This is a genomic window from Dyadobacter subterraneus (assembly GCF_015221875.1).
In the GTDB taxonomy this organism is placed as follows: domain Bacteria; phylum Bacteroidota; class Bacteroidia; order Cytophagales; family Spirosomataceae; genus Dyadobacter; species Dyadobacter subterraneus.
The window spans coordinates 504,099-530,913 of the sequence record NZ_JACYGY010000001.1; the positions used below are offsets into that span (position 1 = coordinate 504,099).

Sequence of the window (26,815 nt, forward strand, 5' to 3'; positions counted from 1 at the left end):
ATTTTCCCTACTCAGTTAAATGTTAAAACTTATGAAAAAGATGCCCTCTCCGCGGGGACAGCCTCTTTCCGGCATGCCAATTGGTTTCAGTCAAAAACTGACGCGAAGTCATTTACTGTATCAGCGACAAAGGCATTTGTGAAAACCTACTACAACACACCACTGTACCGAACCGATTTGGTGAAATAAACTGGTAATATTTCTCACTCAACCTATGAATCTTTATTGAAAAGATGCTGACTCCTCTATGTCAAAACTTTTAAGAAATGTGTTTGACAACTCCTTTATTCTATGAGAAAAAAGGAATGCTACTAAAAAGTTAAAAAGGATGTAGTTAAATGACAGACGTCCAAAGAATCCATCAAAAATAATTACGTAAATCTTCCCTATTTAAATTAATGTTATGAAAAAGATCATTACTTCTCTTTGCCTGAGCTTTATGTTCATCTTTGCCGCTTTCTCTGAGTCAAAAGCCAACACTTATTATGTTTTGGATGGACAGGAGTTTAATCTTTTGCCACAGATAGGAACGTCTGTTTTTACACAAATTTTATGGACCGTTGACGGGGTTGCCTTAGCACCAATTACAGATAACATTGGTAAGTTTACTCAAACATTCCATTTAGGAACCGGAGCTGCGGAAAAACTTTTACCTGTTGAGCACATTATCAAACTTGGCGTTTTATCTGATGCACTTGGTTGCGTTTCTGATGTATTAACACATACCGTTGTTGTTCTTCCCAAAGTTACATTGAGTATTTCTACACCGGCAGAAACATTTTGCGAAGGTTTGGTAACAGGTACTCTAACGGTAAGCGCAGATGTAGATCTTAATCTGCTTAAAACGAAATACAATGTTACATTGACACCATTTGGATGGACTGGTGGTTCTACTGGAAACACTCTTGCTATTACTCAGGCAGGTACTTACACAGTTGGTGCTGATTATTTCGTACTTCCTTCCGGTAGTCAAATTGCTGGTGCTTTAATTCCAACAGCAACAAAGATAATTGGTGCGGGTGCAGTGGCAAGTGCAACGAAAGTTATCAAAACTGTTGCTAAGCCAATCACACCAGATCTTACATTTAATTAAGAATCTACTATTCTTACTCACTTATTCTGCATTGAAAATTCAATTAGAATATTTCTTAAAACAATCCATGAGAATCGTAACCTTTACTATAATGGTTCTGCTGATTTTGCCCGCTCTTGCCTTTGCGCAGAGCGGTGCAAAACCGGTTTCTATATGTAAGGGAACAACGTTGAAGTTAAAAGCGGAGTCATCTAATGCCAGCAGTTATGAATGGCATAAAAACGGAGTAATTGTTTCCGGGCAGACTGGTAAGGAACTTGTCGTTTCGGATGAAGCAAGTTATACTGTTTTGGCTTTGAACGCCGAGGGTTGCACCTCTGATATTTCAATTGCTATCACACTTTCATACAATGTGCCATCTGCCGTAGACGACAGAATGTCTGGCAAAAACACCGAGGTTATTATCCTTGATGTCTTACAAAACGATCAGTCACTTTGCGCAGCTTTAGACACTACTACTATGGTAGTGAAAGCTTTACCAGCGCATGGGCGGGTTTACAAAAGTAAGGGCAGATTTTTGTACAGGTCTGATAAGGACTATGAGGGAGAGGATAAGTTTACTTACACCGTTAAGGACCAAAGTGGTCAATCTGCGAACGTCGCAACTGTAACGGTAGATGTTCGCTCGGTTCCTTTGCCTGTTACGTTGATAGGATTTGATGTGGTTAGAGAAGGCTTAACCTCGTTGCTTACCTGGATTACCTCAACAGAACTGAACAGCGACTATTTTGAAATTGAACGGAGTACAGATGCGAAGAACTGGATCAATTTGGGTGTTGTCCGTGCGGTGGGTAATAGCAATGCAAACAGCAATTACAATTTTGTGGACAGCATACCCGAATCAGGATTGAATTATTATCGTTTAAAGATGGTCGATCTGGATGGTACTTTTGCTTACAGTCGAATAAAATCGGTGAATTTCCCCGAATTTTCCTGGGCAAAACTGTATCCTAATCCTGTCAACGATGTCCTGCAAGTCGTCATTAGCAATAGAAAAGTCCGAAAGATTCGTTTGATTGATTCCTACGGCCGTGTTATGTTTGACGGACAGGTTTCTTCTGCATCGATGAGAGTTGACATGAAATCTTATGTTCCCGGAACTTATCTTATTCACCTGGAACAGGAAGATGGCATGGTGCGCGTTTTTAAAATTGTTCATCTAAATTAAAAAAGGTTAGGAATAGTTTTAAACTCCTTTTTTGGGCTTGTCTCAGAAAGGGAGTTTTGTTTTTTACCAAATATACAAGTGACGAATAACTATACAGGCGTCTAATTTTCAGCACTTACTTTCATTATAACTTGCTGATTATGATTAAATATTGCCAGATATCTTTGAAAATATTGATTCTCTCATTTGTTGCCAGTTACTCTTTTGCCCAGACAAATTACATGCAGGTTGATTTTCCAGATGTGAGCCAGTTTACCAACCTGATTACAACAAATGCGACACTTTCAAAATTTGAATATGGTCCTCCTGGTTATATGGATATGGTCAGGACACAAGCTACAAATGGCGGTTTGCTGAGAGCACTCCGTGCCACACCTTTCTCTCCAAATCCGGAGACATTGTATATTCAGATAACATTTAGCGTAGAGGAAATCAGCGTGGCAGATGTGAACGCGCTTTATTTTTATTCTGGTGAAAATTTTTCACCGACCAATAGCACATTTCCTGCCAACAGTACTTTATTCAGCAGGTTCTCTGTTGATTTTCTAGCGTCTTCATTCGTAATACACGACATTCAGACGAATAAAAAAAGCAATCCCTTACCACTCCACACACCGGTAACAGTTACCTGGCTGCTCAATAATTCTGCTGACGGACAGATTTACAGGAAACCCGAAACTGCGGCCAATCCTCAATATAAAGTGATGCCTGGAAAATATGATCTTTGGATAAATGACGAATTGGTTGCATACGAAGCCAGTGCTTATCCAGGGGCAGGAGCTTATACCACAACAAAACTCTCAAATTTTGAAATCCGTTTTTGGACCGGAGTAGGGAGAATCCGTTTTGCAAATTTACGGATCAGAGATATTACCAATATCTTGCTTTTACGGAATGATAACTGAGTAGTTGAAATAATTATATAAAATCTATTGCGATTTGTAGTCTGCTTGTGTTATTTTGAAGTATAACTCTAAAAAACCTATGCATTCTATGACTCACTTGAAAGATGTTCCGGATGATAAAATCATCTGGCAGCGGTTTCTTGCCGGGGAAGTAGAAGCATTTGATCACCTGATGAAACTTCATTTCCGTACCTTATTTCATTATGGAAGCAAGTTTTCCAGGGATAAGGAATTTGTGAAGGATAATATTCAGGATTTGTTCCTTGTGTTGTGGGAGCGGCGGCAGAATCTTAGCAGTGACATCGCCGTTAAACCGTATATGATGGCCTCGCTTCGCCGTCTTATGCACAGAAGTGCCTTATCAAAACCGATTTTGGCAGATACTTCTGTTGAAAATACCAATGGTAATTTTGACATAGAATTTTCAGTAGAAGAAGAATATATTGAAAATGAATCCAGCCTTGTTGTAACACAAAAACTAAAAAAGCTGCTCGATGAACTTCCATTGAGGCAAAAGGAAGTGGTGTATTTGAAATTTTTCCAGGAAATGGACAGAAGCCAAATTTCCGAGGTAATGAATATTTCTCCGCAGACCGTTTCCAATCTTCTCCAAATTGCAATAAAACAGTTGAAAAGGCACTGGAAATCAGAGCTTTTAATTCTGATTTTTATTCACTTCCTTATATAAATTGAGATTATAAAAACTTCTAAAAATATTTTTATCAATTTTTTTAGAAATACTTTAAAATTTAATGGTATGCCCGGAATGTTTTTGTCTATCGTATGATAGATGTACATAAAGGATATGAATCATTATAAAAATTACGGAACAGAAGATTTTGTTTGGGATACATTCTTTCGCCAATGGGTGCTTGTGCCCACGCGTGAGACCGATAATAAATGGAAGGAATGGTTGTCTGAAAATCCGGAAATGTCTGATAAAATTAGTCAGGCAAGACAGGCTGTTCTGTCCTTAAACGTAAAAGAGCCGGAAATATCAAATCTGGAAATTGCCGAAATTGTTAAAGAAACGATTGCCAGGGCTAAGCCGACGCTTTGGGATACGGAGCGAAATGCGGAGTTTGAAATTATTCCTTTTTATAAAAGATTCTGGTTCAAAATTGCAGCATCTCTTACACTGTTTATTCTTTTTGGCTGGCTTGCAAAATCAAGTCTTGGCCTTAAAAATCAAATAGCTCTTACCCCGAAAGAAATTGTAACAGAGGATATTGTTAGATATACTGAAAAAATAAATGCAACCTCATCTCCTATATTGGTTGCGTTGGAAGACGGCAGTAAAATTACGCTGGCGCCTTCCAGCATTATCAGATATCCCGAAAATTTTGCAAATGAGAAAAGAGAGGTTTACTTAAACGGGGAAGCTTTTTTTGATATTTCCAAGGATCCGCACCGCCCGTTTTTTGTCTATTCCAACGAGTTGGTTACCAAAGTTTTAGGTACAAGTTTTAGAATTAAAGCATACAAAACGTCCCGGGAAATTACTGTTGAAGTGAAAACGGGAAGAGTATCTGTTTTTGCGCAATCGGATCCGAATATAAAGGAGAAAATTACCAATCATGAACTGGAAGGAGTTGTTTTATCTCCTAACCAAAAGATAATCTACGCACGTGATCAGGTTAGAATGGTAAAAACCCTGGTTGAGAAGCCGGAAATTATCATCCCCAAAGCACAAATACCACAATTTATTTTTGAGGATGCACCGGTTACCCAGGTTTTTGATTCTATCGCAAAAACGTATGGGATTGATATTCTTTACGATGAAGAAATGTTAAAAGGATGTCCGTTAACTGCCATTCTCGACAACCAGACACTTCATGAAAAGTTAACCATTATATGCAAAGCTATTGAGGCAAACTACGAAATCCTGGATGGGCAAATTGTAATTCATGGAGGAGGGTGTAAGAATTGAATTTTTTAATTATTTGAAAATAAACTAGTTAATAATATTTACTAACACTAAACTTAAATTATTTGAGATTATAACATAACTGTTTTAAACAAAAGAGAGCCGGTAATGTTCCCGCATTACCGGCTCAGAATCAAATCCCCCAGGTTAGGCACCATCGTACCTCCGGAAAGGAGGCGGGGATCATTTTGCCAAATTTTCAAGCTTAACAAAACAATCAAATCTATGAAAAAACCAGTACAATACCATCAGGTATTACTTTGGACTATGCGAATAACGGCTACACAATTTATCCTGGCATTACTATTTTTCAGCTCGGGCTATGCGCACGAAAGCTATGGCCAAACGCTGTTAAGCCAGAAAATTTCCATTAATGCTAATGGAAGTGAAGTAAAAAAAGTACTCAATCAGGTTGAGAAGCAGGTGGATGTCCGGTTTGTTTTTAGCTCAAAGCTGATACAGTCGGGTAGGAAAGTGAATGTCACGGCGCAGAACAAGCCTTTATATGAAGTACTTGATAATATTTTAACACCACTTGGTCTGCAATATGAATTGTCAGGGAAAATTATAATTCTGAAAAGGATGGATAATTTGCCCGAACCGCAGCTGCCTGTCAAAAGTAACGCGCCTAAAAAGATTGTTACAGGAAAGGTGCTGGATGAAGCAGGTTTGGGTTTGCCGGGTGTAAGTGTTGTTTTGAAAGGAACACAGGCAGGATCTACAACCGACGTGGATGGAAAATTTCAACTGGAAGTTGGAGATGATATCGCTTCAAAGGCCGTTCTGGTTTTTAGTTTTGTTGGGTTCAAAACACAGGAAATCGTGTTGGGAAGCCAGTCCGCTTTGACGGTAAATATGGCTTTGGAAGATAAATCTTTACAGGAAATTGTCGTGATAGGGTACGGCCAGGTAAAGAAAAGTGATTTGACTGGTTCAGTTGCATCGATTAAATCCGGGGAAATTAATGCTTATCCGGCCACTACCATGGTGCAGTCTTTGGCAGGAAGGGCGGCTGGAGTTTATGTATCACAAAATACAGGTGCACCGGGAAGTTCCATCAGTGTTCGCGTGCGTGGCACTAACTCAATCCAGGGAAGTAATGAGCCGCTTTATGTAGTTGACGGATTTCCATATTCGGGAAACCCAACGTTACTTAATAATGCTGATATTGAATCCATTGAAGTTTTGAAAGATGCTTCGGCAACGGCTATTTACGGTTCGAGAGGTGCCAATGGCGTTGTTTTGATTACAACAAAAAGGGGAAAAACAGGCCGTATCAATGTTGAATATGACGGCTACTATGGTGTTCAGAAAATCAGAAAAAAACTGGATTTGATGGATGCTACGCAATACGCTCAGTTTTATAACGAACAAGCAGCGAACGACGGTTTGGCCCCACATTTTACACAGGACCAAATTGCAGGTTTTGGAAAAGGAACTGATTGGCAGGATCAGGTTTTTCAATCAGCACCGGTTCAAAATCATTCGATATCAGTGAACGGTGGTAGTGAAAAAACAAGATTTTCTGTTTCAGGAAGCAATTTCAATCAGGACGGAATTGTCATTGGAAGTAATTACAAGCGAAATTCGCTTCGGTTTAATATCAACTCTGACCTTGGGAAAAAATTTAAACTGGATGTTAATTCCGTATTAAGCCGGATTGATTCAGATCGGAAGAATTCAGAAAAAGGTAACCGTGGAGGATCTTTGTTTTCTGCGGCGTTATCCGGTTACCCAACCGTCGCGCCATACAAAACCGATGGAACTTTGTCAAATCTTGGAGAGACGTATTCATGGGGATCCAACGCTATTGTTAATCCGTTGAACTTTATTAATGAGCAAACTGAGCACATTCAATCTAATAAAGTTTTAGCCAATGCAGCTGTAACTTTTGAACCAATTCCCGGTTTGATTCTCAAAACTTTGGGAGGAATAGAAAGTACAGATGACCGCACCAATGGTTATACGACCAACAGATTTGTAAATTCAAAAGGAAGTGCTTTTATCAATACACAGCGCGTCAGCAGTCTTTTAAGTGAAAATACAGCCAGCTATCGCAAAGAATTTGGGAAGCACAGTATTTCTGCCGTTGCCGGATTTACATACCAGGACTATACTTCTACCGCATTAAATGCCTCGGGAAGCGGTTTTATCAGTAATACGCAGGAAAGTTACGATATAGGTGCAGCTGCTACTCAGGGCATTCCGGTTTCAAATTATTCAAAATGGAGTTTGATGTCTTATCTGGGAAGGGTAAATTATACTTTCAATAATAAAGTTCTTGCAACGGTAAGTTTCCGTGCAGACGGTTCTTCGCGTTATAGTGAAGGCCAGAAATGGGGATACTTTCCTTCGGCAGCACTGGCATGGCGATTGGCGGAAGAGGATTTTATTAAAAAAATACCTTTTATATCTGATCTGAAAATACGTGCAGGTTATGGTCAAACTGGAAATACAGCCATCAATCCTTATCAGACGCTAAACCAGCTATCTTCAAGCCTGGTAGTTTTTGGTGATGCTTTAACCACTGCCTATTCACCATCTTCGAGGTTGGCTGGGCCTCTAAAATGGGAAACAACAGCACAAACAGATGCAGGAATTGATTTCAGTATTTTGAATAACCGTTTCAGTTTTACTGCCGATTATTACATCAAAAATACCAGAGACCTATTGAATAACGTACAATTGCCATCTTCACTTGGCTATACTTACACAATTCAGAATATTGGTAAAATACAAAACAAAGGTTTTGAATTTTCTGCCAATGCAAAGGTTTTGCAGGGAGATTTTAAATGGGACTTGTCGGGGAATATTTCCTTCAATAAAAACAAAGTTGTCAAACTTTATGGTGGAAACGATATCCTTGGTGATGCGATCAATATTTCAGTTGTAAATGATAACATCAATATCCTGCGTGAAGGAGAATCTCTGGGCTCTTTTTACGGCTATGTTTCCAAAGGATATGATGAAAAGGGGATGGTTGTTTATGAAGATTTTAATAACAATGGCGTTCGTGATGCTGGGGATAAAAAAATCATAGGAAATCCGAATCCTAAATTTACCTATGGTTTGAGTTCAAATATGAGCTACAAGAATTTCGACTTATCCATTTTTGTTCAGGGCAGCCAGGGAAATGATATTTTCAATCTGAGTGCAGTGAACCAGACCAATGATTATGGACAAGCATTGAATATGCCAAAAGATGTTTTTGAAGATCACTGGACGCCAACCAACACCAATGCAAAATATCCTGTCATCAAAACCTCTTCCCAGCCACAGGTTTCTGATCGGTTTATAGAAAATGGATCTTTTTTGAGATTCAAAAATATTCAGCTGAGCTATAATGTGCCGGTTTCCAAACTCAACATTAAATGGATGACACATGCCCAGATCTATGTAAGTGCTCAGAATCTTTTTACGATCACCAAATATTCCTGGTATGATCCGGAAATTAATTCCTATGGTGGTTCAAACTCTATTTTGCAGGGTATCGATCATTATGTTTATCCCGTGGCAAAAACAACAACCGTAGGGATCAGAGTTGGATTTTAATTTTTACAAGCAAAAAATATTGATATGAATAAGCTATTGATTTATACATTTTCTATTTTTCTTCTGGCCTCCTGCACAGATTCGCTGGTTGAAAAACCGAAGTCGCTGGCGTCTGAGAATTTCTACAATACTGCTGCGGAAGTAGAAGCGGCGGTAAACGCAATTTACGGCCCGATGCGGTCGGACAACGGTTTGTCGATCAATTATCCGGCTCAGCTGGAGGGCTTGCCCGACTATGGAAATTCTCGCGGAAGTCAGACCCCGGTAAGTCTATACCAGGGATTGGATAATACCAACATAAACCGGGTAGGTGTGATCTGGGATAACTTTTATCAATCGATCCGTAACGCCAATCTTGTTATCGCAAATACGCCAAAGGGCACCAGTATTTCGGACGCCGATAAAACAAAATACATTGCGGAAGCCAAATATTTACGTGCGCTGATTTACTTCGCGCTGGTACGAAACTGGTCTGGTGTACCGATCAGAACAGAAGCGAATATGACCGTTGCTGATTTGAAAAGATCAAGTGTCGCTGAGGTTTATGATTTGATTTTGAGTGATGCATTGGAAGCTGAAAAAGGGCTGCCTGATGTTCCAGCCGCTATTGGAAGACCTTCGAAATGGGCTGCGAAAACTTTGCTTTCTGAAATTTATATGTACAAAGAGGATTGGAAATCGTCAGCCGCGAAAGCGAAAGAGGTTATTGATTCAGGTAAATTTTCATTAGTGCCAGTAAGTCAGCCAGAGGATTTTCAGAAGATTTATGGACCTGAGGTTGTGAATACGCCGGAAGAAATATTTTATTTCAAATACAATCGTCAGCAGGGATTTGGTTTGGTAAGTTATGCACACAGAAAAACCAGCGTGTATAATTATTATGGTCCGGGCGGCGTGTATGCGCAATACACAGATTCGGTTTCAAATTCGGTTATAAAAAAATGGGATATCAAGGATTTGAGAAAAACGCATATTCTTTATAATGTAGATATTGGTTTGGGACCAAATTCCTGTCTTTACAGAAAATTCCGTGATCCAAGCGCGACTGGTGGTGGCGGTAATGATTATCCCTGGTATCGCTACGCAGATCTGTTATTATTTCATGCTGAAAATGATGCCCGTGCCAATGCAGCCCCGACAGCTGCCGCAATAGAAAGTTTGAACAAAGTACATCGCAGGGCATACGGATATCCGGCAGAAACAGCCTCGCCGGTAGATTTTAAACTTGCGGATTTTACGCTGACAACCTTTATTGATAAAGTTGTCCAGGAGCGTGGTTATGAAACAATGTATGAAGGCAAGCGCTGGCTGGATCTGAAAAGACTGGGCATTGCAAAACAGCGGATACTGGAAGTTAAGAACATTGTTGTGGCTGAAAAACATATGTTATGGCCAATTCCTAATTCTGAACTTTTGTATAATAAAGCCCTAACAGCGGCCGATCAAAATCCGGGATATTAAGTTGTAATGCTATTTTATTATCATTATCGATCAAAATATGAAGATAAAACTGACGCATATTGCGTGTTTCATAGCTTTTGTTTTATCGGGGTTTCAGTTTAGGACTGAGGCCCCGGAACAAACGGATATTTGTATTTACGGAGCAACTTCGGCTGGGGTAATTGCGGCTTATACAGCCAGGAAACTGGGTAAATCTGTAATTCTGATTGAACCTGGGAGCCATTTGGGTGGAATGACTTCCGGAGGGCTGGGTTATACGGATATAGGAAATAAATACGCCATTACGGGTTTATCCAGAGATTTCTACCGCCGGATAGGAGCGCATTACGGGAAATTTGAACAATGGATTTTTGAGCCGCATGTTGCCAAAAAGTACCTTCAACAATATCTGGATGAAGCCGGAATTAAGGTCGTATATCAGCATAGAATTACCAAAGTCAACAAATCCGGAAAAGCGATTCAATCTATAATTTTGGAAAAAAGTGATAATCCAGATACTAAAACAAATCAGGTTATTGCTGCTAAAATGTTTATTGATTGCAGTTATGAAGGTGATATGATGGCAAAAGCTGGCGTTTCTTACAAAGTTGGCAGAGAAGCAAATGCTGATTTTAAAGAAACTATTAATGGAGTCCAGTTACAAGATGGACATCAGTTGCCGGATGGTGTAGATCCTTATAAAATTCCTGGTAAACCTGAAAGTGGATTACTTTGGGGAATTTCTCCTGGTAATCTTGAACCTAATGGTACCGGGGATAAAAAAGTCCAGGCTTACAATTACCGTATCTGTCTTTCTTCTGATCCGAAAAATAGTATTCCAATCTCAAAACCGGAAAATTATGATCCTTCTCAGTTTGATCTATTGGTAAGATTGATGCAAAAACAACCGGGAAAAACGAAACTGGGTGATTACTTTATCTGGAGTAAAATGCCGAATAATAAAACGGATATTAATAACCGAGGCGGTTTTTCAACCGATATGATTGGTATGGATTATGAGTATCCGGATGCAGATTATAAAACCAGAAAAAAGATAATCGACAGTCACGAAGCTTACACAAAAAGCCTGCTCTATTTTTTCGGTCATGATGAAAGAGTTTCACCAGCAATTCGTGAAGAAATGTTAAAGTGGGGCTATCCCAAAGATGAATATACAGATTCGGGAAACTGGTCGCCGCAGTTGTACATCCGTGAAGCACGCCGCATGATTGGAAATTATGTCATGACCCAGGCAAATTGTGAAGGAAAAGAAGTTGTAAAAGATGGTGTAGGAATGGCGGCTTATACCATGGATTCGCATAATTGCCAGCGGATTGTTGTTAACGGCATGGTCAAGAATGAAGGAAATGTGGAACAAGGCGGTTTTGGTCCGTATCCGATTTCTTACAATTGTCTGGTTCCAAAAGAATCTGAATGCAGCAATTTGCTGGTTCCGGTCTGTCTTTCTGCGACGCACATTGCTTATGGATCAATTCGGATGGAGCCAGTTTTTATGGTACTCGCCCAGTCTTCGGCCGCAGCTGCTGTGATGGCCATTGATGGAAAAACGTCTGTTCAGAAAATTGATATTACAAAGTTGCAGCAGCAATTGAAAAGCAATCCGCTGGCTAATAATGCAGCTTCTGAAATATTAGTAGACAATGAAGATGCCAGTCATGTAAAAATGGAAGGTGACTGGACAGTTCAGAAAAAAGGTGGTTATGGTCCATCGTTTATACAGGCCGACGACAATGGCAAATCTGCACGTTCGGTAACTTTCACACCAGCGATCACAAAAAACGGAGAATATAACATTTACGCCTATTTCCCCAAAATACCCAAACTGGCTCCTGAAATGGCTTTGACAGTTTCAGATGGTAAGACAAACAAAGAAATTATCGTCAAAGAATCTGATATCATCGTGGAAGGTCAGACTTCCGGAGAATGGTTTCATGTAGGCAAATTCAATCTTCCAAAAGGGAATGCTGCAAATGTTAAAATAGCTGCAAAAGGCGCCGATGGTGCTTTGGTTGCTGATGCCGTTTTGTTCGTTCCCAATTTTAAATAATTAAAACCTAACCCGATTAAGTAATGAGACAAATTTTGAGGCTGACAATACTGGCCCTATTCGTATTTTCTTTTTCATCATATTCTGCGGACCCGAAAACGAAGGATTCCTACAACGCAGACGTGATCGTCTACGGTGGAACTTCCGGAGCAATAACGGCCGCAGTTCAGGTAGTAAAACAAGGAAAAACAGTCATTGTGGTTTCGCCCGACAAACATTTAGGCGGGCTTTCTTCCGGCGGACTGGGTTTTACTGATACCGGAAATAAATCTGTGATTGGTGGTTTGTCAAGAGAATTTTATCACCGTGTTTTTTTGGAATACGACAAACCGGAAGGCTGGAAATGGCAGAAAAAAGAAGATTATGGCAACAAAGGCCAGGGGACGCCAGCCATGGACGGAGTTGACAGGACGATGTGGATCTTCGAACCGCATGTTGCTGAAAAGGTTTTTGAGGATTTTGTAAGAGAAAACAATATCAAAATTTACAGAGACGAATGGCTTGACAGAGCGAAAGGTTTGACCAAAAAAGATGGTAAAATCATTTCGATTAAAACGCTTTCAGGAAAAACTTTTACTGGTAAAATGTTTATTGATGCCACGTATGAAGGTGATCTTATGGCTGCTGCCGGTGTGAAATATCACGTAGGACGTGAAGCAAATAGTGTTTACAATGAAGAATGGGACGGCATCCAGCCGGAAGTTTTTCAGCATGGTCATTATTTTCAAAAGAATGTAAGTCCATATAAAGTTGAAGGCGATCCGAAAAGTGGATTGTTGCCTTATGTTTCTGCTGAAAAAATTGGTGAAAAAGGAGCAGGCGATAACAAAATCCAGGCGTATTGTTTCCGCATGTGTTTGTCTGGAAATCCAGATAACCGTATTCCTTTTGCAAAACCAGCCGGATATGATGCTTCAAAATATGAGTTGCTTGCAAGAGTTTACAAAGCAGGCTGGACCGAAACTTTCAACAAATACGATCCGATTCCAAACAAAAAAACGGATACCAACAATCACGGACCTTTCAGTACTGATTTTATTGGGATGAATTATGACTATCCTGATGCGACGTATGAAAGAAGAAAAGAGATCATCAAGGAGCACGAGCTTTACCAAAAAGGACTGATGTATTATCTTTCCAACGATCCGAAAGTTCCGGCGGATGTGCGTAAGGAAATGAGCAATTGGGGTTTGCCAAAAGATGAATTTAAGGATAACGGCGGCTGGCCTCACCAGATTTATGTGCGTGAAGCGCGCCGTATGATTGGCCAGGAAGTGATGACGGAAAATGAAACACTGGGCAAAAAAGCGGTTTCCGGATCCGTAGGTATGGGATCGTATTCACTGGACGCTCACAACGCACAGCGGTATGTAAAAGCGGATGGTTTTGTCCAAAATGAAGGTGATATTGGCGTTCATCCCAAAAATCCTTACAGTATTTCCTACGCTTCCATTATCCCGAAAAAAGAAGATTGTCTGAATCTGCTGGTTCCGGTTTGTTTGTCAAGTTCGCATATCGCCTATGGCTCAATTCGTATGGAACCTGTTTTTATGATTCTCGGACAAAGCGCAGCAAGTGCCGCAATTCAGGCGATAGACAGAAATGTTTCCGTTCAGGAAGTTGATTATGCCAAATTGAAAGAACAGCTATTGAAAGATAAACAGCGTCTGGAATTATAAGCTTATAGTGCTTATTTATCAGAATCTGATTCTAAGTTAACTTTGTATCAATTATAGTCCATATAGCCGGATAATAGTCCGGCTATTTTATATAATATTGCATAAAATCCTGAAAAATTTTTACTAACAGAATGAATACTCTGGTAACACCTCGTTCAAACCTCTCACATCTTTTCAGTGCGCCGGTTATTGTTGCGGCACTTGGTTACTTTGTTGATATCTACGATTTACTTCTTTTTGGGATTGTTCGTCTGCCGAGTCTGGCATCATTAGGGCTTTCAGAAGCCGAAATTTCATTGACCGGAGCAAGTATTTTGAACTGGCAGATGACAGGTTTGTTAATCGGCGGTATTCTTTGGGGGATTTTAGGAGATAAAAAGGGTAGGTTATCTGTACTTTTTGGCTCAATCATTACCTATTCTCTTGCCAATATTGCCTGTGGATTTGTGCAGGATCCAACCACTTATAAATTACTTCGATTTGTCGCAGGCGTTGGTCTGGCTGGTGAGCTTGGTGCAGGAATTACACTGGTTTCAGAAATTTTGCCAAAACATTTACGTGCCATTGGTACTTCGCTGGTGGCCGGAATTGGTTTATTGGGAGCAATTGTGGGATATTTTACGGTTGAGTTTTTTGCATGGAGAAATGCCTATTTCATCGGCGGAGGATTAGGAATTTCCTTGCTTTTACTTCGGATCGGTGTTTTTGAATCTGGAATTTTTGAAGGTGTGAAAAGTCAGAAGCATATTGCAAAAGGTAATTTTTTCGCTTTGTTTACTAATAAAGACAGATTTTTCAGATATCTGAAATGTATCGGAATCGGACTCCCAACATGGTTTGTCATTGGAATTCTGGCCACGTTCAGCAATGAATTCGGAAAAGCGCTGGGCATTACTGAACCAATAAAACCAGGACTTTCGATCATGTGGTGTTACGTTGGACTTTCGGTTGGCGATTTTTTAAGTGGTTTTTTAAGCCACTGGCTGGAATCCCGGAAGAAGGCTGTATTTTTTATGATGTCTTTTACGTTATTATGCAGCGGAATTTTTTTATATACAGGAATAAAAAATGCTTCAACTTTATATACCGTTGCAACTTTACTGGGTTTCGGAATCGGATATTGGGCAATGTTTGTTACCATAGGAGCAGAACAATTTGGTACTAATTTAAGAGCGACAGCCGCAACAACCGTCCCGAATATGGTACGCGGTATGGTGGTCGTGATGACAACTTTGTTCGCAACCTTTAAAGGCTCTTTTTCGGTTATCGATTCAGGAGCCCTGGTTGGGCTAATTTGTTTTGTACTAGGCTTTTATTCGATTTTAACTATTCCTGAAACACATGGACGTGATCTGGATTTTTTAGAAAAATAAAGGACTCAATAGACACTATCACGAATTCTTTGTAGTGCTATCGGCCATCGGCTTTCAGCTGTCAGATTAATGCAGCAACGAAAATTTAGACGATTGCCGACTGCCGAAAGCCGACAGCAAAAAAACTTACAATATAATTCGTGACAAGGACTCAATATTTTTAGATTTATTAATCATTGAAAAATAATAAAATGGAAAGACGGGTAGCGCTAAAAGGTATGGCCGCAGCCATGGGAGCGATCGTGAGTTTGCCTGCATGGGCGTCGGGATGGAATGATTCATCGCTTGGAAAGGTGAAATTTTCCGGAGCTGGTCAGGCTGAAATTTTAAAAGGTGCGGTGGATGCAATCATTCCTGCAACGGATACACCCGGTGCCGGAGAATTGGGCGTAGCAATATTTGTGCAGCGTATGGTGACGGATTGTTATGATAAAAAAACGCAGGACGCCTTTGATAAAGGATTGGCTGGTCTGGATGCACAAAGCAATAAAAGTTTTGGAAAATCTTTTACGGATGCAAGCAAAACGCAGCAGCTGCAACTTTTACAGGAATTGGAAAAAAGCAGTGATTCAGAAACAAAAAGTTTCTTTGGATTATTGAAAAATCTGACGATCCAGGGGTATATGTCATCTGAATATGTAATGACAAACCTGACACATTTCGAATTTATTCCCGGAAGATATCATGGTTGCGTTCCTGTTGTTAAAGGATAGTTGTATCCTAATAGCAGATAACTAAGAACTCAGAGATTAGAAAAAGAATCAGAAAATACCAAAATGGCGAATTTTAATATTGACAGTGAAAAAGCCCGTACCTATGACGCAATCGTTATTGGTTCAGGGATTAGTGGAGGATGGTCGGCAAAGGAGCTTACTGAAAGAGGACTTAAAACGCTTGTTCTTGAACGCGGAAGGGATGTCAAACATATCGTGGATTACCCGACTACAAACATGGAACCTTGGGAATTTGATCATAGAGAACGCCTGCCAAAAGAAGTAACGGACGCAAATCCGATTGTGAGCAGATGTTACAATTTCAAGGAATCATCGCAGCATTTTTTTGTTAAGGACAATGAACATCCTTATGTTCAGGAAAAACCTTTTGACTGGATTCGCGGCTATCAGGTTGGAGGGAAATCTTTACTATGGGCAAGGCAAACCCAGCGTTGGAGCCAGTTTGATTTTGACGGACCAGCAAGAGATAAATTCGCAGTAGAATGGCCTATTGGCTATAACGATATAGCGCCCTGGTATAGTCATGTTGAAAAATTTGCTGGTATTACAGGAAATAAAGATGGAATTGATACACTTCCTGATGGCGAATTTTTGAGACCGCATGATTTGAATTGTGTCGAAAAATATTTTAAAGAATCAGTTGCCAAACAGTATAAAGATCGTCACATTATCATCGGCCGTGCTGCGCACATCACTGATCCTAAGCAAATTCACTTGGATCAGGGACGTGCACAATGCCAGTCGCGAACTATTTGTGAAAGAGGGTGTCCGTTTGGAGGGTATTTTAGTAGTAACGCTTCAACTATTCCGTGGGCAATGAAAACCGGAAATATGACCTTGCGTCCTCATTCCGTTGTTCATTCTGTTATTTATGACGACAAAAAACAAAAAGTAACGGGCGTTCGGGTGATTGATGCGAATACGAAAGAGATGATGGAATTTTACGCCAACATCATTTTTGTTAATGCAGCAGCGCTGAATACTAACCTGATTTTGATGAATTCAATTTCGTCACGTTTCCCTAATGGATTGGGAAATGACAGTGGTGTTTTGGGTAAATATGTGGCTTTCCACAATTACCGTGCATCGATTTCCGGTGAATATGAAGGATTTCTGGATTCCACAACGGACGGGCGTCGTCCGAACAGTGGTTATATTCCTCGTTTTAGAAATGTTTATAAACAGGAAACCGACTTTTTAAGAGGTTACGCGGCTGGTTTCGGAGCGGACAGAATGACTTATTCTGATCGCAACGATATTGGTGAATCTTTGAAGACAAGTTTGCTGAATAAAAAATATGGTAACTGGAGTGTTGGTTCACACATGATGGGTGAAACAATTCCAAAAGAAAGCAGTTATGTGGCTTTGGACAAAGATCAGAAAGATGCTTGGGGAATACCTCAGTTGAAAATCAATATCGGCTATGACGATAATGATGAAAAGATGATCAAGGATTATATTGAGCAGGTTACAGAAATGTTTACCAATGCCGGTTTCAAAAACATACGTGCAAACGACGGACATAGAAATCCAGGTAATGACATTCACGAAATGGGTGGTGTGCGTATGGGTAAAGATCCAAAAACATCAATCCTTAACAAATGGAATCAGATGCACGCAGCAAAGAACGTTTTTGTGACCGATGGTGCGTCTATGACTTCAACGTCAACGCAGAACCCATCACTAACATATATGGCGTTCTCAGCGCGCGCTGTGGATTATGCAGTGAAACAAATGAAAGCTAAGAATTTGTAAGAGTTTAGTTTAGATATTCCGGAGGGAGTCAGGTCTACAAAACTTGACTCCCTTTTTTGTATGTTTGTAAAAATTACACACACTAAAATATGGAAATGCTACCCATAGGGCGATTTATCGACCCTTTTACTGACTTTGGCTTCAAACGCTTATTTGGTTCCGAGCCCAATAAAGATTTACTGATAGATTTTCTAAACCAGATTATGGGGGAAGAAAAGCAAATTGTAGATTTGACTTATAATCAAACGGAACACTTTGGTCACTCCGACGAAAATAGAAAAGTGATTTTTGATCTGCTTTGCACTGGTTCAAATGGAGAACAATTTATTATTGAAATGCAGCGTATTCGCCAGGAATATTTTAAAGACCGCTCGCTGTATTATACCTCTTCTCTGATAACGCAACAAGCACCCAAAGGAGGACCAAAGTGGAATTACCATTTGAAACCGGTTTATCTGATTGGCCTTATGGATTTCAGTTTTGACGAAACCCATAGTGAACAATATCTGCACAGAGTTCAATTAATGAAATCAGATACTTTTGAAATTTTCTATGATAAGCTTGGTTTCGTTTTTATCGAAATTCCTAAATTTTTGAAAAAGGGAAACGAACTACATTCTGAACTGGATAACTGGCTGTTTTTGTTGAAGAATATGAGCAGGTTAGATAAAATTCCTGTATTTTTACGTAAACCAGTTTTTAGCAAATTGTTTAACATTGCAGAAGTCAGCAATCTAACGGGAAAAGAAAAAATGGCCTACGACGAAAGTTTGAAAATTAAATGGGATAACTATAATGGCATGGATTATGCTGTTAAACAGGAAAGAGCGGCAGCTTTGAGGGAAGGTAAAGAAGAAAGTCAAAAACAAATCGCGTTGGCCATGAAGAAAAAAGGAATGGAAATTTCCTTAATCCAGGAGTTAACAGGTTTGTCAAAAAATGAAATAGAAAAATTATAGAAACTCGTTGATGTAGATATTCAAAACGCAAAAGCTGAGTCTCCCAAAATCAGCTTTTTTTCTGAATTCTTTAAAGGTCACTCATCATATTCTCATTTTTAATCAGAATCAATAGGACAACAATATTGGTGAAAACCCCTGTGAGTGTCAGGACAGCCCCTAAATTCTTTGTTGTTGTTGAATCCACGATAAGATTTATACCTGCCAACGCTAGCAGTGTTCCTGCTATTAATATACCGATTTTACTTTTGAATTTCATCTAAAATCTTGATTTGGGTTTAGCTATTAGACTTTTTAAAACAAAAAAGTCACAGTCAAATTCCCGATTTTCCCAATTCGAAATTGGAACTTCTCTTTTTAATATAAATTTTTCCAATTATTTTCTTATCATACTAAGGGAATTTTAGTGCAAAAAAGTCTTCTAATTATTACAAAACAAAAGACTCTATGCGCGATCCTTTGCTACATGAAGAACCTAAGACAGAAAACGTTTTTCTGTCGCCTTCTCAGGAAGACAAACCTCGTTCACAGGAGATAGATTCTGCATTATTTTTAAAAATGACTTTTGAAGAAAATCCTTCGAAAGGGTTGGAGCTTCTGTTCAGAAGATTTTATAAGCCGCTATGTAGTCACGCTGTCCGTTTTGTCTATTCAAAACAAATTGCGGAAGATCTGGTAAGTGAAGTATTTTTTCAATTTTACCGGACAAAATCTTACGAACATATCAGCTCATCTTATACAAGTTATCTATTCCGTGCGGTCCGTAATGAATGTTTTACTCATTTGCGCCGTGAATTTGGCAAAACAGATTCTATTGAACTTAATACTGAAAATACCATATCACTTCAACAACAGCAGCCTGATGCTGAAATACATTATAATCATCTGTTTCTTAAAGTAAATGAGGTTATTGGAGAGCTGCCGATGCAATGCCGAAGAGTATTTCTGATGAGCCGTTTTGAAAGCAAAAAATACCATGAAATTGCTCAGGAATTAAGCATTTCTCCGAAAACGGTTGAGGTACATATTTCAAAAGCACTCAAACATCTGCGAATTGCATTAAATGGTGAATGGATCTTGCCGTGCCTTTTTTTGCTCATCGATACTTTTAGCATCCAGCCTGTCTGAGGATTGTAGGCCCATCTCTTGAATTGAAAATAACACATCATGGAAGAATCTTTGAAACATATTCTTTTTGAGTATTTGTCCGGACGGGCAAATCCACTTGAAAGACAACTTGCTGAGGACTGGTTGAAAAATACGGAAAATACAGAGGTTTTCCACCAATGGCTTTTAGAATGGGAAACACGTTCTCCTCAATTTATTCCTGATCAGGAAAAGGCTATGAATCGGCTTTTGGAAAGAATAAATCAAGATAATCAGGATCTTAATACGGAGTCAGAAAATGAGTCGTCTTCTGACATTTCTTTTAATCCCCTACAAATCCAAAAGTACTGGCTGATAGCTGCTTCGGTATTATTGCTGGTTTGCTGGGGTTGGCTTTCAAGAGATCTGCTTCTGTATAAAACCTTTGAAACTGGATATGGGAAGACAACGCAAATCTATCTGGAAGATGGCAGCAGTGTTGCACTGAATGCAAATTCACGCCTGAAAATTCCCCGATTTGGATTTTACGGCGATGTCAGAAATGTAATTCTTGATGGCGAAGCGGAATTTTCAGTTAGTCATACCATTGATCATAAGCGCTTTGTGGTAAAAACGTCTGATACTTTTCAGGTTGAAGTTTTGGGTACCCAGTTTTCGGTTTTTGCCCGCCCGCGCGGCACAAAAGTCGCGCTTAGTCGTGGAAAGATAAGAATTGATTATGCCCAGGGAAATGAAAAGCAGCAATTATTGATGAAACCGGGCGATTTGGTAACCCTGGAAAAAACGGGAGAACTTAAACTGACATCTGAAACGGATATAAAAAATAATAGTGCGTGGAAGGAACAACGATTCATATTTAACGCCACTTCGGTGATGGAAATCAGTGCTATGATTAATGAAAATTTTGGTAGAAAAATCATTATAGCAAACGAAAAAATAGCGCGCCGCACGATTACGGGAAACTTCAAAACCGAGAGTGCGGATGAATTGCTCAAAACGATATCCGAAGTGCTTGATCTCAGAGTTGAGACTGCCGGTAACTCTATTTTAATAACTGAAAATTAACTATTTCTAACTCCCTTTCAATATGCAATTAACACTATCACGTAAGCACTGGGTGGGAATTGGGCTTGCCTTTGCGACACAATTTTCGCAGGCAGCTCAAAGCCAGACCGTTGCATTTGCCTCTATGCCGGCAAGCCAGTTTAAGGCAGTCAGGCAGGAAATGAAATTAAAAAATGCCTTGCTGGATTTACAGCGGCATTACGGCGTCGAAATTGTTTTCGAAGATCGTCTGGTAGGACAGCTTAATATTATTTCCGGCCAAATAGATCTGACAAAACCACTTGAAAAAAATCTGGAATTGATTCTTTCCCAAAACGGGTTAAAATTTAAAAAGACCAGGAAGAACACCTACGTCATTATTGAAGGTAAAGAGCCGGTTAAAACAAGTGTAACGGCGCCTGAAGAAAGAAAAGAATCAGGTGCGCTTTCCGAAGGAAATAGTACAAATCTTATCAATACCTTAAACAGTCACCCGATCGTTGCGGCAGTCGATAAAACGATTAATGGAAAAGTCATTGATGAAAAAGGCTCTGGGTTACCTGGCGTAAGCGTTATTGTAAAAGGAACTCAGCGCGGTACTTCAACCAATGGCGAAGGAGAATTTCAACTCGATGTTCCGGATGAAAAAGCTGTATTGGTTTTCAGTTTTGTAGGTTACAAATCGCAGGAAATAACGGTAGGAAGCCAGTCTAAAATTTCTCTGAATTTACTTCCTGACGAAAATGCCCTGGATGAAGTTATTGTAGTTGGTTATGGTGCCGTAAAAAAGTCTGATTTAACCGGCGCAGTTGGTACAGTAAAAGCAGAAGCTTTGCAGGAACGTCCCGCGTCCTCGCTAAATCAGGGACTTTCCGGTCGGGTTACCGGTGTCAATGTTTCATCAAACTCAGGTCGGCCTGGTGGTAGGGCAAATATTCGTATTCGTGGTGCGAGTTCTTTGAGTGTATCAAATAATCCATTATATGTTATTGACGGTGTGATACTTAATGCTGTCGATCTTCAAAATGGAAGTACACCGATTGACTATATTAATCCAAATGATATTGCCTCCATTGAAGTTTTGAAAGATGCATCTTCCACAGCCATTTATGGAGCACGTGGAGCCAATGGAGTTATTCTGGTTACTACCAAACGCGGAACTCCTGGTGGCGGAAGAATAACTTATGACACTGATTTCAGCATTGGTATCGCACCAAAAAAACTTGCGGTACTGAATTCAAAAGAATTTCTGGCTGTTGAAGATCTGGCCTACGCCAATGCGGCAAAATATGATCCGGTAGGATGGGCAACGGGTACAAAATATACCGATCCAAAAACCAAACGAACAAATCCGAAATTATTTGATTCGCAGGGAAATCCGCTTTATGATACGGATTGGCAGGCGGAATCATTTCAAAAAGCCTTCGCCCAAAACCATCAGCTGGGCATTACCAACGGGAATGAAAAAGGAAGTTATGGTGCTTTTCTGAACTATCGCAATCAGGATGGTATTGCGCGTGGTTCGTGGCAGAAAAGATTTTCAGGCCGCTTCGTATTTGATACACAAATTAAAAGCTGGCTGAAAGTTGGAGGTACCCTTGGCTACACTGATCAGAACGAAAAACAGGTTGACCAGCTTGATGGGGGCGGTATTACTATGATGCGTCAGGTTTTGGAAGAACTGCCGATTATCCCGGTTAGGTATGCAGACGGAACCTGGGCAAGCAACCGGGATTATCCGGGTATGGAAGGCGGGGATAACCCTTTGCGTATAGCGGCAGACCGTTTGTATTATCTTCGGACGCAAACGATGCTCGCAAATATGTATGCGACAATCCGTCTGGCGGCCGGACTCGAATTCAAATCAACAATCGGTACTAATGTAATCAATCAGAGAAACGATTATTTTGCTGCAAAAGGAATGCAATATATTTCGGATAACGGAGAAGCTTCTGTTCGTAACAACCGGTATAACTCATGGCAATTCGAAAATTATCTGACTTACAACAAAGAATTCGCTAAAATTCACTCCTTGACTGCACTTGCCGGTTTATCTTGGCAACACGTAGATCGTTTTGAAGATCGTGCTATTACACAAGGATTCAGTGATACTTACTTTCAGTTTAACAACCTTGGTGGTGGATCCAGTCCTCAGGCGCCGTCTTCAAATGCGCAGGCTTATGGATTAAATTCTTATTTTGCCCGTTTGAATTATAGTTTACTTAATAAGTATTTGGTAACGTTTACCGGACGTTTGGACGGTTCTTCCAAATTCGGTACTGAAAATCGTTATGCATTTTTCCCATCGGCTGCCGTTGCATGGCGTGTGACAGAGGAAAATTTCATGAAGAATATTCCTTCCATTTCAAATCTGAAAATCCGGACCAGTTTTGGGGCCACTGGTAATTCAGAAATTCCGGCTTACCGGGCACTAGCCGGTATGGCCAATTATAACGTGATTTTCGACGGAACGCGTAACATCGGTATTGGTATAGATCGTATGTCAAATGCCAATTTACAATGGGAAAAAACCCGGCAGTTTGACGCTGGTTTGGAACTAGGTTTATTCTCAAACCGCTTAAATTTTGAACTCGATGTATACCACAGAAAAGTAAACGATATGTTATTGGATGCTCCATTACCACTTAGCAGCGGTTATGCAAGCATTTTCTCTAACATCGGAAGTATGGAAAATAAAGGGATTGAATTTGCTATAAACTCTACAAATATCAAAGCGGGCGATTTTTCCTGGTCTACAACTTTTAATATATCAATCAATAAAAATAAAGTACTGGCACTGTCCGGCGGAAGTGATATCTATTCCGGTAACGGCGTGATCCGGGTTGGTGAGCCTGTTGGTTCTTTCTTTGGTCGTGTTAATCAGGGAACATGGGGAAGCAATGAAGTGGATGAAGCAAAAAAATATGGAATGTTACCTGGTGATATTAAATATAAGGATTTGAACAATGACGGCACGATCAATGACAACGACAGAACGATTATCGGAAAAGGTATTCCTGACGGATTTGGTACGTTCCTGAACACTTTTCAATACAACGGATTTTCGTTGACTGTGGATTTGCAATACATGTATGGCAATGATGTTCTGGACAGAAGTATTCACTCGGCAGAAGACAGACAAGGTATTGCTAACAGTTACAAGACGGTACTGAATGCCTGGACGGAAACAAATCAGAATACGCCAATTGCACAAATCAGACCGATCAGTGCTTACTATACTACCAATAATGATAGTCATAAAGTAACAGACGGATCATTTATCCGTGGACGTAACCTTTTATTAGCTTACAGTTTTCCGGCAACTGTTGCATCCAAATTAAAACTGGATCGTCTGAGAATCTATGGCTCTGTTCAGAACTTTTTTGTAGCCACAAAATATAAAGGATATGACCCGGAAGTTTCCAATTCAAGTGCGCCTTTCGATCAGGGTTTGACATTGTACGATTATCCTAAGCCACGGATATTTATGCTCGGCCTTAATATCGGATTATAGTTTAATGTAGACTTTTTAAAGAAGAAACAATGAAGATATTATCTAAATATAGATTATTGGCATTAGTTGCCGGCGCACTGACCTTTACGGCCTGCTCTGATTTTCTGGACGAATCGGATCCAAGTAATTTTACGGTAGAAAATTATTTTACCAAACCTGAACATGCAAGAAGTTCTGTAAACGCAATTTATCTTTCCATGCGCGATCCTATCATGAACAGCGGTTTTGGTGGAGCAGACTGGACAATGACTGAATTTGCAACCGGATTGGCGTCAACGGATTTGGGCCAGGCTGTGAACAGTTATTTTGTAAAAGATTTGAGAAATACTTCCGACAATGGTTATGGAAGAGATTACTGGGCAGCCTATTATAAAGGAATTGCTAATGCGAATCTCTCGATTAACAAAATTCCTACCATTGCAATGGACGCCACTGAGTCTAAAAAATTATTAGGCGAGGCGCATTTTCTAAGAGCATGGTATTATTTCAATCTGGTGCAGATATTTGGCAACATTCCTTTGATCACTGAGCCGGTTTCGCTTGAATCAACTCAGTTGAGACCTACACAGGCAAATCCAGAGGAAATTTATAAACTGATTGTTGATGATCTGACAACAGCAGAAGCTGCCGGTTTGCCCTGGACGGATGCTTCCGGAAAGGTAAGTCTTGGAGCTGTAAAATCGCTTATGGCAAAAGTTTATCTGACAATGGCTGGTTATCCTTTGCAAAAAGGGAGTGAATATTATGCTTTGGCAGCCAAAAAAGCAGAAGAAGTTATTGATTCCAAACAATTTAAATTGTTTGGCTCATATGATGCTCTTCATGACCCGACGAAGAAAAATATTGATGAAAATATTTTTATGATTCAGTTCAGAACTCAGATTCTTCCGGGAACCTGGCAGGGATTTATTATTCCGTATAACAAAAATATCTCGGCTTATTCGGATGAAACGGGTGGAATTTATGCCAATATTGATTTCATAAAATCTTATGATCCGGCTGATTTACGTATCAAAGAAAAACAGTTCTTTTTTACAAAATTTACAAATCAGGCGGACAGAAATCTGGAAGTGAATCTGGGTGGATATTTTATCTATAAGCATTTCGATGTTGCAGCTCAAACCTCGACCGCAAATAGTGATTTGAACTGGCCGGTGATTCGTTATGCAGATGTATTATTGATGTACGCGGAAGCATCAAACGAAGTAGGAACACCAAGTACAAAAGCATATGACGCACTTAACGCAACAAGATTAAGAGCGCAATTGCCAGCACTTTCAGGATTGTCAAAAGACCAGTTCAGAACAGAAGTTTTGAAAGAACGCTGGTATGAATTGTGTTTTGAAAATGTTACCTGGTTTGATATGGCTCGTCTGCGTAAAGGATTTAACCTTGCAACAAAACAGTTCGACAATTATGTAGGATATAAATTTTCTTACGGTCCGGTCGTTACGGCGAGAGAACTTTTATTCCCGATTCCAACGGTTGAGATCAGAAATAATACCAATTTGAAACAGAATACCGGATATTAATAGTAGCATTATTTAAGAAAAGAGCTGCCGGAAAATTTTCCGGCAGCTCTTTTTGGTTACTGGTTTTTATTTGCTGATCACAATTTTGTTTGCACTGATTTTTCCGTTTTCTCCGGATATTTCCATTACATACATTCCCTGGATAAGCGATTTAACATCGATTATTTTGGTTAAACCACTTTTGGTTGAAGAGTAAACCGTGTTGCCATTTAAATCAACCAGTTTTACTGTTTTGACTTTATTCCAATCTTTCATATTTATTTGTAACAGATCGGTGGCCGGATTTGGGAAAACTGAAATGGTTTCAATAAATCCAAAGTTTAGACTTACAATGCGGCTGTAAGCAAAGGTTTCATCTTTATCGATCATTTTTAAACGGTAAAGATTTTCACCGTCAGCCGGATTTTATGGGTTGGAACAACAATCGCCCAGCGAAGTACATTCTTATTTTTCCACGAAGGGTTCATATGTTACTATTTCGCAATTGCCAGATAGGTACCTGCATTCAGTAAAATCTTGTTTCCGAAAGCGGCTATCCTGTATAGCTCTTGTTAACGTAGCGAACGGTGCGGAAGGAGCGGATACGGAATTTCATCATTCCCTACAACAGTTGTAAATATCTGACTGACGGGTATTCTGGAAATTTTCAATAGCAGATGCTAGTCCTTTAAGGTTTAGTGTTGTTTTCCATAGATCAGGTAGGAGCGGTATTGTGCTTTAAAGAAAAATTTTGACCAGTCCGGCCTACGAAATACAGCATCTTGTGTGAAACAGGGACATAGTGTGTGCGCCGTGCTGTATGACCGGATGAAAGGTTGTTAAGAAAAGAATTTAGCATACAAGGAAATTTGGTTTGATAAGAAGTCATCAAAACTGCTTAAAGCAATGTTTATCAGTTTCCTCGTTTGAAATGAAAGACAGCGTGGCCTTGACACTGATCAAACTCAGAAAATAATTAACACGTT

At 39.8% G+C, this 26,815-nt stretch carries 19 protein-coding genes; 17 read left to right on the forward strand and 2 right to left on the reverse strand.

Annotation, left to right across the window (positions count from 1 at the left end; genetic code table 11):
- The first annotated feature begins 403 nt into the window (after nucleotides 1-403).
- The 13 genes from IEE83_RS02225 (at nucleotide 404) to IEE83_RS02285 (ending at nucleotide 18,653) form a co-directional block, all read left to right on the forward strand.
- A complete protein-coding gene (locus tag IEE83_RS02225) occupies nucleotides 404-1,093 on the forward strand; it encodes a hypothetical protein (protein WP_194119000.1) in 690 nt (229 codons plus the stop codon).
- A gap of 67 nt (nucleotides 1,094-1,160) precedes the next feature.
- Entirely contained in the window at nucleotides 1,161-2,261 is a 1,101-nt protein-coding gene (locus tag IEE83_RS02230; protein ID WP_194119001.1) for an Ig-like domain-containing protein, read from the forward strand.
- 140 nt (nucleotides 2,262-2,401) lie between these two features.
- The gene (locus IEE83_RS02235) at nucleotides 2,402-3,166 is read left to right on the forward strand and encodes a T9SS C-terminal target domain-containing protein (RefSeq protein ID WP_194119002.1); all 765 of its coding nucleotides are present in this window, start codon (nucleotides 2,402-2,404) and stop codon (nucleotides 3,164-3,166) included.
- Nucleotides 3,167-3,254: 88 nt separating this feature from the next.
- Complete coding sequence (locus tag IEE83_RS02240) at nucleotides 3,255-3,854, forward strand: RNA polymerase sigma factor (protein WP_194119003.1); 600 nt, start codon at nucleotides 3,255-3,257, stop codon at nucleotides 3,852-3,854.
- A gap of 117 nt (nucleotides 3,855-3,971) precedes the next feature.
- On the forward strand, nucleotides 3,972-5,096 hold the full coding sequence (locus IEE83_RS02245) for a FecR family protein (protein ID WP_194119004.1): 1,125 nt from the start codon (nucleotides 3,972-3,974) through the stop codon (nucleotides 5,094-5,096).
- Nucleotides 5,097-5,318: 222 nt separating this feature from the next.
- Nucleotides 5,319-8,645, forward strand: coding sequence for a TonB-dependent receptor (locus IEE83_RS02250; RefSeq protein WP_228101643.1), 3,327 nt, complete (start codon nucleotides 5,319-5,321; stop codon nucleotides 8,643-8,645).
- 24 nt (nucleotides 8,646-8,669) lie between these two features.
- Complete coding sequence (locus IEE83_RS02255) at nucleotides 8,670-10,106, forward strand: RagB/SusD family nutrient uptake outer membrane protein (protein ID WP_194119005.1); 1,437 nt, start codon at nucleotides 8,670-8,672, stop codon at nucleotides 10,104-10,106.
- Between the two features lie 37 nt (nucleotides 10,107-10,143).
- On the forward strand, nucleotides 10,144-12,153 hold the full coding sequence (locus tag IEE83_RS02260) for an FAD-dependent oxidoreductase (RefSeq protein WP_194119006.1): 2,010 nt from the start codon (nucleotides 10,144-10,146) through the stop codon (nucleotides 12,151-12,153).
- A gap of 23 nt (nucleotides 12,154-12,176) precedes the next feature.
- Nucleotides 12,177-13,832 carry an FAD-dependent oxidoreductase gene (locus IEE83_RS02265; protein ID WP_194119007.1) on the forward strand — a complete coding sequence of 552 codons (1,656 nt, stop codon included), beginning with the start codon at nucleotides 12,177-12,179 and terminating at the stop codon, nucleotides 13,830-13,832.
- A gap of 131 nt (nucleotides 13,833-13,963) precedes the next feature.
- Nucleotides 13,964-15,205: an MFS transporter gene (locus IEE83_RS02270; protein WP_194119008.1), complete on the forward strand. Its 1,242-nt coding sequence runs from the start codon at nucleotides 13,964-13,966 to the stop codon at nucleotides 15,203-15,205.
- Between the two features lie 191 nt (nucleotides 15,206-15,396).
- Complete coding sequence (locus IEE83_RS02275) at nucleotides 15,397-15,918, forward strand: gluconate 2-dehydrogenase subunit 3 family protein (RefSeq protein WP_228101644.1); 522 nt, start codon at nucleotides 15,397-15,399, stop codon at nucleotides 15,916-15,918.
- 63 nt (nucleotides 15,919-15,981) lie between these two features.
- Nucleotides 15,982-17,694: a GMC oxidoreductase gene (locus tag IEE83_RS02280; RefSeq protein ID WP_194119009.1), complete on the forward strand. Its 1,713-nt coding sequence runs from the start codon at nucleotides 15,982-15,984 to the stop codon at nucleotides 17,692-17,694.
- Nucleotides 17,695-17,783: 89 nt separating this feature from the next.
- Nucleotides 17,784-18,653 carry an Rpn family recombination-promoting nuclease/putative transposase gene (locus IEE83_RS02285; RefSeq protein WP_228101645.1) on the forward strand — a complete coding sequence of 290 codons (870 nt, stop codon included), beginning with the start codon at nucleotides 17,784-17,786 and terminating at the stop codon, nucleotides 18,651-18,653.
- A 70-nt stretch (nucleotides 18,654-18,723) separates the two neighbouring features.
- Here IEE83_RS02285 and IEE83_RS02290 read toward each other — a convergent pair whose 3' ends face one another.
- Nucleotides 18,724-18,912 carry a hypothetical protein gene (locus IEE83_RS02290; RefSeq protein WP_194119010.1) on the reverse strand — a complete coding sequence of 63 codons (189 nt, stop codon included), beginning with the start codon at nucleotides 18,910-18,912 and terminating at the stop codon, nucleotides 18,724-18,726.
- Between the two features lie 188 nt (nucleotides 18,913-19,100).
- On the opposite strand from IEE83_RS02290, the gene IEE83_RS02295 reads away from it, so the two are divergent.
- Genes IEE83_RS02295 through IEE83_RS02310 form a run of 4 tightly spaced genes read left to right on the forward strand, consistent with a single transcriptional unit; the run spans nucleotide 19,101 to nucleotide 25,850 of the window.
- Nucleotides 19,101-19,781 carry an RNA polymerase sigma-70 factor gene (locus tag IEE83_RS02295; RefSeq protein ID WP_194119011.1) on the forward strand — a complete coding sequence of 227 codons (681 nt, stop codon included), beginning with the start codon at nucleotides 19,101-19,103 and terminating at the stop codon, nucleotides 19,779-19,781.
- Nucleotides 19,782-19,820: 39 nt separating this feature from the next.
- The gene (locus tag IEE83_RS02300; RefSeq protein WP_194119012.1) at nucleotides 19,821-20,825 is read left to right on the forward strand and encodes a FecR family protein; all 1,005 of its coding nucleotides are present in this window, start codon (nucleotides 19,821-19,823) and stop codon (nucleotides 20,823-20,825) included.
- A gap of 22 nt (nucleotides 20,826-20,847) precedes the next feature.
- Entirely contained in the window at nucleotides 20,848-24,318 is a 3,471-nt protein-coding gene (locus IEE83_RS02305; protein WP_194119013.1) for a SusC/RagA family TonB-linked outer membrane protein, read from the forward strand.
- Nucleotides 24,319-24,347: 29 nt separating this feature from the next.
- Nucleotides 24,348-25,850, forward strand: coding sequence for a RagB/SusD family nutrient uptake outer membrane protein (locus tag IEE83_RS02310; RefSeq protein WP_194119014.1), 1,503 nt, complete (start codon nucleotides 24,348-24,350; stop codon nucleotides 25,848-25,850).
- A 66-nt stretch (nucleotides 25,851-25,916) separates the two neighbouring features.
- Here IEE83_RS02310 and IEE83_RS02315 read toward each other — a convergent pair whose 3' ends face one another.
- A complete protein-coding gene (locus IEE83_RS02315) occupies nucleotides 25,917-26,219 on the reverse strand; it encodes a T9SS type A sorting domain-containing protein (RefSeq protein WP_194119015.1) in 303 nt (100 codons plus the stop codon).
- Between the last annotated feature and the right edge of the window lie 596 nt (nucleotides 26,220-26,815).